At 73.6% G+C, this 8,252-nt stretch carries 12 protein-coding genes; 8 read left to right on the forward strand and 4 right to left on the reverse strand.

What is annotated here, in order from left to right:
* Both LQ51_RS04365 and LQ51_RS04370 read left to right on the forward strand, forming a co-directional pair.
* A partial coding sequence (locus LQ51_RS04365; RefSeq protein WP_052744747.1) for a 4'-phosphopantetheinyl transferase family protein occupies window positions 1-573 on the forward strand: 573 nt, incomplete at its 5' end.
* 73 nt (window positions 574-646) lie between these two features.
* A complete protein-coding gene (locus LQ51_RS04370; protein ID WP_046563350.1) occupies window positions 647-1,672 on the forward strand; it encodes a hypothetical protein in 1,026 nt (341 codons plus the stop codon).
* A 93-nt stretch (window positions 1,673-1,765) separates the two neighbouring features.
* Here LQ51_RS04370 and LQ51_RS04375 read toward each other — a convergent pair whose 3' ends face one another.
* Window positions 1,766-2,362 carry a class I SAM-dependent methyltransferase gene (locus LQ51_RS04375; RefSeq protein ID WP_082159262.1) on the reverse strand — a complete coding sequence of 199 codons (597 nt, stop codon included), beginning with the start codon at window positions 2,360-2,362 and terminating at the stop codon, window positions 1,766-1,768.
* 4 nt (window positions 2,363-2,366) lie between these two features.
* Window positions 2,367-3,386: an NAD(P)/FAD-dependent oxidoreductase gene (locus tag LQ51_RS04380; protein ID WP_046563360.1), complete on the reverse strand. Its 1,020-nt coding sequence runs from the start codon at window positions 3,384-3,386 to the stop codon at window positions 2,367-2,369.
* Between the two features lie 81 nt (window positions 3,387-3,467).
* Here LQ51_RS04380 and LQ51_RS04385 point away from each other — a divergent pair, with 81 nt between their 5' ends.
* Window positions 3,468-4,046 carry a helix-turn-helix domain-containing protein gene (locus LQ51_RS04385; RefSeq protein WP_046563352.1) on the forward strand — a complete coding sequence of 193 codons (579 nt, stop codon included), beginning with the start codon at window positions 3,468-3,470 and terminating at the stop codon, window positions 4,044-4,046.
* Between the two features lie 100 nt (window positions 4,047-4,146).
* A complete protein-coding gene (locus LQ51_RS04390; RefSeq protein WP_046563353.1) occupies window positions 4,147-4,338 on the forward strand; it encodes a hypothetical protein in 192 nt (63 codons plus the stop codon).
* A 92-nt stretch (window positions 4,339-4,430) separates the two neighbouring features.
* Here LQ51_RS04390 and LQ51_RS04395 read toward each other — a convergent pair whose 3' ends face one another.
* On the reverse strand, window positions 4,431-4,949 hold the full coding sequence (locus LQ51_RS04395; protein WP_046563354.1) for an ArsI/CadI family heavy metal resistance metalloenzyme: 519 nt from the start codon (window positions 4,947-4,949) through the stop codon (window positions 4,431-4,433).
* 92 nt (window positions 4,950-5,041) lie between these two features.
* Between LQ51_RS04395 and LQ51_RS04400 the strand changes: the two genes are divergently transcribed.
* From LQ51_RS04400 to LQ51_RS04415, 4 genes are all read left to right on the forward strand, one after another.
* Window positions 5,042-5,416: an ArsR/SmtB family transcription factor gene (locus LQ51_RS04400; protein WP_046563355.1), complete on the forward strand. Its 375-nt coding sequence runs from the start codon at window positions 5,042-5,044 to the stop codon at window positions 5,414-5,416.
* A 76-nt stretch (window positions 5,417-5,492) separates the two neighbouring features.
* Window positions 5,493-6,008, forward strand: a complete 516-nt coding sequence (locus LQ51_RS04405; RefSeq protein ID WP_046563356.1) for a GNAT family N-acetyltransferase — start codon at window positions 5,493-5,495, stop codon at window positions 6,006-6,008.
* 175 nt (window positions 6,009-6,183) lie between these two features.
* Complete coding sequence (locus LQ51_RS04410) at window positions 6,184-6,915, forward strand: hypothetical protein (protein ID WP_046563357.1); 732 nt, start codon at window positions 6,184-6,186, stop codon at window positions 6,913-6,915.
* Between the two features lie 10 nt (window positions 6,916-6,925).
* Entirely contained in the window at window positions 6,926-7,708 is a 783-nt protein-coding gene (locus LQ51_RS04415) for a methyltransferase domain-containing protein (RefSeq protein ID WP_046563361.1), read from the forward strand.
* 87 nt (window positions 7,709-7,795) lie between these two features.
* On the opposite strand, the gene LQ51_RS04420 is transcribed toward LQ51_RS04415, so the two are convergent.
* Window positions 7,796-8,167 carry a hypothetical protein gene (locus LQ51_RS04420; RefSeq protein ID WP_156312972.1) on the reverse strand — a complete coding sequence of 124 codons (372 nt, stop codon included), beginning with the start codon at window positions 8,165-8,167 and terminating at the stop codon, window positions 7,796-7,798.
* Window positions 8,168-8,252 lie beyond the last annotated feature (85 nt).

The following is an 8,252-nucleotide window of genomic DNA, read 5'->3' on the forward strand; positions in this document are numbered from 1 at the left end:
GCCTGCCTGGGCGACCGCGCCGTGGCCGGCCGGCGCCGGGACTTCACCGCCGGTCGGCTCTGCGCCCGCCGCGCGCTGGCCGGGCTCGGGTTGCCGGCCGCGCCGGTCGTGACGGCGCCCGACCGGTCGCCGGTCTGGCCGGTCGGGGTGGTCGGCACCATCACGCACACCACCGGGTACTGCGCCGCGGCCGCCGCCCACGCCACGCAGGTGCGTTCCGTCGGGATGGACGCCGAACGCCGCCAGGACCTCAGCCCGGGGGTACGCCGCCGGGTCTGCCTGCCCGAGGAGGAGGACGCCCTGGCCCGGCTGCCCGCCGGAGCACCCTGGCCGACCGTGCTGTTCAGCGTCAAGGAGACCGTCTACAAGGTCTGGTACCCGGTGGTCGGGACCTGGCTGGACTTCGCCGACGCCCGGGTGACGCTCGACCCGGGGGCCGGCACGTTCACCGCGCAGATCGCGCCCGCCCGGGTCGCCTCGGCACCGGTGACCGATCCGCCGGCGTCGATCGCCGGACGGTTCGTCATCGACGCCGATCTGGTGCGTACCGCCGCCGTTCTGGTACCCCGATGAGGTCCGCGCGGTCGGCTTGCCCCCGGCTTGTACCGTCGTCCCGACTGAATCTTCGAAGGTGCCAAGGAGTACGGTGAGCCACCCTCAGCCTCCGTTCGGGTCGCAGGACCCGAACCAGCAGCCCCAGGAACCGCCCACCCAGCCGTTCCCCACCGCACCGATGCCGCCGGTGCCGAACAACCCGTACGCGCCACCGCCCAGCTCGGGAGCCCCGTACCCGGCCCAGCCGCCGAACGATCCGTTCGCCCCGCTGCCCCCCACCTCCGGCGCGCCGTACCCGCCGCCCCAGCCGGGCGCCTACCCGCCGCCGCCCACCTCCGGGGCGCCGTACCCGCCGCCGGGGCAGTACCCGTCGGCGCCCGGTGAGGGCTACCCGCCGCCCGGGCAGTACCCGTCGGCCCCCAGTGAGGCCTACCCGCCGGCCGGCGGGCCGTACCCGCCCGCTCCGGGCCAGCCGTTCGGTGGGCCGGTGCCGGTGAAGAAGTCCAACAAGGGCCTCTGGATCGGCCTCGGTGTCGGCGCGCTGGTCCTGCTGCTGCTCTGCTGCGGTGGCGGCATCTTCGCCCTCTACAGCGGAGCGAAGAAGACTCAGGACGCGATCGAGAACCTGCCCACCCCGGGGATCACCAGCGGGCCGTTCGACGACACCCCGGCGCCGAGCGCCTCCCAGCCCAGCCCGGACGCCGGCAAGACCGACGGCGAGACCTTCAACATGAAGCCCGGCGACACGCTGATCATCAACGATGACGACGGCACGATCAAGATCACCCTGAGCAACTTCCGTACCAAGACGAGCTCCTGCCAGGAGTTCATGCCCGGGCCGAAGAAGGGCATGTACCTGATCGCCGACGTGACCGCCGAGGTCACCAAGGGCACCGGCTCGATCAACCCGTTCTACTTCCGTTGGAAGGGCGCGGACGGCAGCGACGAGAGCGGCATCTCCGGTGCCTTCTCCGGCTGCGGCAAGCTGCTCAGCGCGGGCAACAACCTGCCGAGCGGCACCAAGCGCACCGGCCAGCTCGTGCTGGACGTGAAGGACAAGAACGGCGTGATCGAGTACCAGCACAAGTTCCGGCCCGCCGGGTCCTGGAAGCCCTGACGCGCGCCGGAGCGGACGGACACCGACCGTCCCGCGTGCCCCGCAGGGGCCGTCCCCACCCGGGGACGGCCCCTGCGCCGTTCGCCGGGCCGCTCAGGACCGGCGGCGGGCCCGCAGGACGGCGTCCCGCAGCACGGTCCCGTGGCCGTCGTGCCGGACCGGCCGGACCCGCACCTCGGCGACGAGCACGTCCCACTCGGTCGCGTCGAGGCCGGCCGCGAGCTGCTCCGCCGTGACGTGCGACCGCGGCGCGTGCGGCGACGACTCCCCCGGCGCGTGCCCGACGATCAGCAGCGTGCCGCCCGGCGCGACGCCCGCCGCCAGCCGGTCGACCAGTTCCTCCGGCGACCCCGCCGGGTGTACGTAATGGGCGCTGACCAGATCGAAGTGCCGTTCCGCCGGAGCCCAGGAGGTGAGGTCGGCGCGCACCCAGTCGACCCGGCCGGTGTGCTCCCGCCGGCTCGCGCGGTCCAGCGCGGTCGGGGAGATGTCCACCGCGGTGACCCGCCAGCCCCGCTCGGCGAGCCAGCGCGCGTCGGCGCCCTCGCCGCAGCCGGCGTCCAGGGCCGTACCGGGCGGCAGGTCGGCCACCTCGGTCACCAGCTGCGGGTTCGGCCCGTGGCCGGACCCGTCCGCGTGCCGATACCGCTCTTCCCAGTACGCCGCGCCGAACTCCTGCGACACCCTCATCCCCTCACAGTCCGTGGCGGCGGTCGCCCGCCACCAGCTCGCTCACCCGCGTCTCGGCCGCGGGTGAGAACGGCTCCCGCCGGGCGGCCACCGCCTGGCGGGTCTCCTCGTTGACCAGGTCCCCGTTGATCTGCGCGGCGGCCAGCGCCCCCGCCGCCGCGGCGCCACCGACCTGGGCGCTCGGGTCGGTGACGTTGCCCGCCACCCACACCCCCGGCACCTCGGTGCGGCCGCCCGCCTCGGCCGGGACGTGCCCGCCCATCCCCGACGGATGCTCCGCCGCACGCAGCCCCAGCGGGGCCAGGAAGTCGGCTCGTACCACCATCCGGGCCGCGACGGCCAGCGCCTCCCGGTGCACCAGGGTGCCGTCGGACAGGCGTACCCCGACCAGGCGGTCCTCGACGACCGCGAGTGACGCCACCTCGCCGGGCACCACCCGGACGCCCCGGGCGGCGAGTTGCTCGGCCTGCTCCGCGTCGAGCGGCGGCGCGGTGTGGGTGAAGTAGGTGACGTCGTCGCTCCACTGCCGGAACAGCAGCGCCTGGTGCACCGACATCGGCCCGGTGGCCAGCACCCCGATGGCCCGGTCCCGGATCTCCCACCCGTGGCAGTACGGGCAGTGCAGCACGTCCCGGCCCCAGCGTTCGCGCAGCCCGGCCACGTCCGGCAGCTCGTCCACCAGCCCGGTGGTCACCAGCAGCCGGCGGGCCCGGGTGCGCCGGCCGTCGGCCAGGGTCACCAGGAACCCGTCGCCGTCCCGGCTTACCTCGGCCACCTGGCCCGAGGCCACCTCGCCGCCGTACCCCCGGACCTCCGCCCGGCCGCGCGCCAGCAGCTCGGCCGGAGGCATTCCCTCGCGGGCCAGCAATCCGTGCACGCCCTGGGCCGGCGCGTTGCGCGGCGCGCCCGCGTCGATCACCACCACCGACCGCCGGGCCCGCGCCAGCATGAGCGCCCCGTTCAGGCCGGCGGCGCCGCCACCGATCACCACCACGTCGTACCCGTCTCTGATCTGCTCGGTCACGGTGACCACCTCCCGGCCCCAACCATCCGACCGGCACCCCGAAACTGGCAAACGTTGTTGCCGAGATGGCAAACTGACGGCATGGACGACGACCTGGACCAGACGCTCGACGCGGTCGGCCCCCGGCTGCGGGCCCTCCGCCAGCAGCGCGAGACCACCCTCGCCGAGCTCTCCGCCGCCACCGGCATCTCGGTGAGCACGCTGTCCCGGCTGGAGTCCGGCGCCCGCCGGCCCACGCTCGAACTGCTGCTCCCGCTGGCCAAGGCGCACGGGGTCACCCTGGACGAACTTGTCGACGCCCCACCCACCGGCGACCCCCGGGTGCACCTGCGGCCGGTCACCCGGCACGGCATGACCCTGCTGCCGCTGACCCGCCGGGCGGGCGGCATCCAGGCGTACAAGATCGTCATTCCGGCGGGCGCGAGGTCCGAGCCCGAGCCGCAGACCCACGAGGGGTACGAGTGGGTCTACGTGCTCAACGGGCGGCTGCGTCTCCTCCTCGGCGACCACGATCTGGTGCTCGTCCCGGGTGAGGCCGCCGAGTTCGACACCCGACTGCCGCACTGGTTCGGCTCCGCGGACGCCGCGGCGGTGGAGTTCCTCAGCCTCTTCGGCCGGCAGGGGGAACGTGCCCACCTGCGGGCCCGGCCCCGGGGGTAGCGGCGGGCCGCGGCGGCCTGGTTTCGGCGCGGGCCAGGCGGGGACGCGGCAGTGAGCCCACGCGGACACCTCCGCGTCCGCAGACCGGCAGGGAGGGACGATGAGCACCGAACGCGCGCGGGACAACCTGGAGGACCTGGCCGGCCCGGCTCGTGCCCGGATGGGCGACATGAACCGGCCCGAGCGGGCCGAGGCGGACCAGGTGATCGAGCTGGACGAGATCCGGGGCGAGCAGCCCGGCGAGCACGTGCAGAAGGACGCCCGGGACGCCCGGGACGACTTCACCAGCTAGCGCCGTCGGGCACGCACCGGACGGCCGCGGGTCCGGGTCCCGGCGACCGCGCCCGCCCTCCGGTCGAGGGCGGGCGCGACCAGGCGGGACGATCAGCAGCAGCTCGACGCCGCGGCGGTAGCGGGCTCCGCCGCGGCGGTAGCGGGCTCCGCCGTGGCGGTAGCGGGCTCCGCCGTGGCGGCCGGGGTGCAGCAGGCGCCCTCGCTGCTCGTCGCCAGCTCCTCGACGCTCTTGCCGAGTTGCGCGGAGTCAGCCTTGACGGTGTAGACCTCCCACGGCTCGTTGCCGGGGCCGCGTACCCAGACCTTGTCCTGCAGGGCGTAGCAGCACTCGGTGTTCTCCTCCTCCAGGGTGATCAGGCCGGATTCGGTGAGGCGCCTGGTGGCGGCGGTGACCTCGTCGGTGCTGAACACCTCGACGCCCAGGTGGTCCAGCACGGTGGGCTGGTCGGCCTCGCCCTCGAGCAGGACCAGCTTCAGCGGCGGGTTCTCGACCGCGAAGTTGGCGTAGCCGGGCCGGCGCTTGGCCGGCTCGACGCCGAAGAGCTTGCGGTAGAAGGCCACGGAGCCTTCGAGGTCGGACACGCGCAGGGCGAGCTGGACGCGAGACATGGCATTCCTCCTGGTGAGTCTCGTGCTGCCTAGACGTTTTTCGAAACAAGACGTACCTTGCTCCCTGTTTTGAAGTCTGTCAAGCTAGAGCAATGTCGAAACAAGAGCTGCCGGTGGTCGACCTGAATGCGGTGGCCTGCTGCTCCCCGATCGCGGCCCGTGCCATGGACGCCGACCAGGCAGCCACGGTCGCGCCGATGTTCAAGGCCCTCGGTGACCCGGTCCGGCTGCGACTGATGTCGATGATCGCCTCGGTCCCGGAAATGTGCGTCTGCGACCTGACCCCGGCGTTCGACCTGTCCGGGCCGACCATCTCGCACCACCTCAAGGTGCTCCGCGAGGCCGGCCTGGTCGACGCCGAGCGGCGCGGCACCTGGGTCTGGTACCGGGTACGGCCGGAGGCGTTCCGCCGGCTCGGCGCCCTGCTGGAGATTCCCACCGCCCCAGCCGCCGACCACGCCGCGTGAGCCTCGCCCCGGCCCGGCGCGCATCGACGGAGGCCGCCGGTACGGTCGTCGTACCGCACCTCGCCGAGGAGAGCCGATGACCAACCCCGCCGCCGCCACCGGCGTCACCATCGCCGCGATGGCCGACCAGCACGCCGAGGCCGTGCTCGACATCTACCGGCTCGGCATTGCCACCGGTCACGCCACCTTCGAGACCGAACCACCCACCTGGGAGCGGTTCACCGCCGCCCGGCTGTCGCCGCACCGCTGGGTGGCCGTCGACGCCACCGGCCGCGTCCTCGGCTGGGTCGCCTGCTCACCGGTGTCCGAGCGGTGCGTCTACGCCGGGGTGGTCGAGCACTCCGTCTACGTCCACCCGGACGCCCGCGGCGGCGGCATCGGCCGGCTCCTGCTCGACGCCCTGATCGCCTCCACCGAGCAGGCCGGCATCTGGACCATCCAATCCGGCATCTTCCCCGAGAACGCCCCCAGCCTCGCCCTGCACGCCGCCTGCGGCTTCCGCGTCGTCGGCACCCGGGAGCGCGTCGGCCGCCACCACGGCACCTGGCGGGACGTCATCCTCATCGAACGCCGCAGCCTCATCGTCACCTGACCGGAACCGCACACGATGACCGACCAGCCAGGCGTCCCGGTCGTCCGCACCCACGACGCCGGCCGTTCCCGGATGGCCGCCGGCAGAGCCGTCGCTGCCGGCTTCTCCCCGGCCGGCGCTGGCCGCCGGCGTCCTTTTCGGAGAGACTGAGGCCTCGCTGTCGAACGGGGGCGCCATGACCGATCCAGCCGCTCCGCACCCCCTCGGCGCGCCCACCGTCCACGCCCTGCGCCGCGCTGTCGGCACGCCGGCCCGCCGGGTCCTCCTCGCGGTCACCCTGCTGCTCGGGGCACTGGCCGCCGTGGCGCTCGCCCTGGCCGGGCCGCCCGACGATCGCACGTTCGCGTCCCTGTCCGATGCGGCGCAGAGCCTGATGTCCGTCGTCGTGCCGGCCTTCGGCATCCTGCTCGTCCACGACCTGGAACGGCAGCCCGGGGCCGCCCGCCGCACGCCCACCCTGCTGGCCGCGGCCCTGCTCGCCGCCGCCGTTGCGCTGTTCGGCATCCTGGTGTGCGGCGCGGCCCTCGCCCTGGCCACGTCGAGTGCCGAGGATCCGTGGCGGCACCTCGGCACCGTCGCGCTGGGCAGCGTCCTGGTCCAGGTGGTGGCCCAGTTCGTCGGCACCGGGCTCGGCCTGCTGATCCGGCGGCCTGCCGTCGCGTTCGTCGCCAGCATCGTCCTGCCGCTCGGCCTGTGGTTCCTGCTGGGCGCGGTCGACGTCCTCCGGCCGCTCCAGGCCCTCACTCCCTACTCCTCGGTCCGGCACCTGCTCTCCGGCCAGATGACAGCCCTGAACTGGGTCCAGTGGCTCGCCGTCCTGCTCATCTGGGGTGTGGGCCTGAACGCGCTCGGCGTGGCACGGCGCCGGCAGCGGGCATCTCACGGCCAGCCAGTTGGTGGCCGATAAGCTGACGATCATGCATGGGTTCACCGACGTCGACGGACAGCCGGACCCGAACTCGTGGGTCGGCGTACTGGGCCGGCTCGCCGAGGAACCCTTCTACCAGGCATACCAGCGGCGGGTCCGGGAGCTGCTCCATCCCGCGCCTGACCGTCGCTACCTCGAGGTCGGCGCCGGCACCGGAGCAAGCGCGGCCCGGCTGACGGACGAACACGGCGCCAGCGTGGTAACCGTCGACTGTGCACTCACCATGGCCGCCGCCATGCGAGCCCGCGGCTTGACCCGAACCGCCGTCGCCGACGCCCATCACCTGCCGTTCCCCGACAACTCATTCGACGGGGCCTGGGCCGATCGCACCGTGCAGCACCTCGCCGATCCGCACGTCGCGATCACGGAACTCGTCAGGGTGGTCCGGCCGGCCGGCCGTATCGTCCTCGCCGACCCCGACTACGACACTCAGGTGCTCGACATCGCCGACCCGGGCCTGGCCCGGCGCGTGCTGAGATTTCGGGCCGACGTCCTCCTCCGCAACGGCACCCTGGCGCATCGCCATGCCGGCCTGCTCGCCGCACACGGCCTGCTCGACCTCACCGTCGAAGCACGGACGCTGGTGGTCCGGGACCCGACCGCCGTCGACAACGTCCTCGGCCTGCGCAGCTGGGCTGCCACGGCCGCGCAACGCGGCGCACTCGACCCGGCCGAGGCGCGCGCGTTCGAAGACCAGTTCGACGAGGCCGTCGCGGCGCACCGGTTCACCTACGCGGTCACGTTCTTCCTCACCGCCGCAACGGTCACCTGATCCGGAGGCGCCGGTCTCCGTCGCCCGGTGCCATGCTTCGTCGCCGCGTCCCGACGTGTCCGGGGAGCAGGTCGGCCTCCTCCTGACTCATCCGGCCATCCGGATCGGCGCGGCCACGAGCACGGCGCAGACGATGATGGCCAGCAGGAGCCGCAGCTTGCGTAGGCCGCGCCACCACGGCACCAGCCAGAGCAGCAGCCACACCGCCGCGGCGAGCACCACGTGTTCACCCAGCATGCCGAGGGTGACCTCCTCACAGCGGTTCTCGCCCACGGCCGGCTCGCAGAGGGCCGGCGTACCGTCGAAGGCGCCCCCTACCAGCATCACCATTGCCACAGCGCCAGCAGTCACCGGGGCGACGACCAGGGTGGTCAGTGGCGTCAGCAGCCAGCCCCGAAGATCCCGGCGGCGATCCAACCAACCGGAGCGGGTCGGCTCGGAAAGTGGGGCCACTGGCATGACGAGCACCGTACCCAACCAGGTACGCCCCAGGTGTGTACCCCTTCGACGCCGCGTGGACCGCGGGGTCGCGTCCGCGCGAGTG

This window comes from Micromonospora sp. HK10, from assembly GCF_000982955.1.
In the GTDB taxonomy this organism is placed as follows: Bacteria; Actinomycetota; Actinomycetes; order Mycobacteriales; family Micromonosporaceae; genus Micromonospora.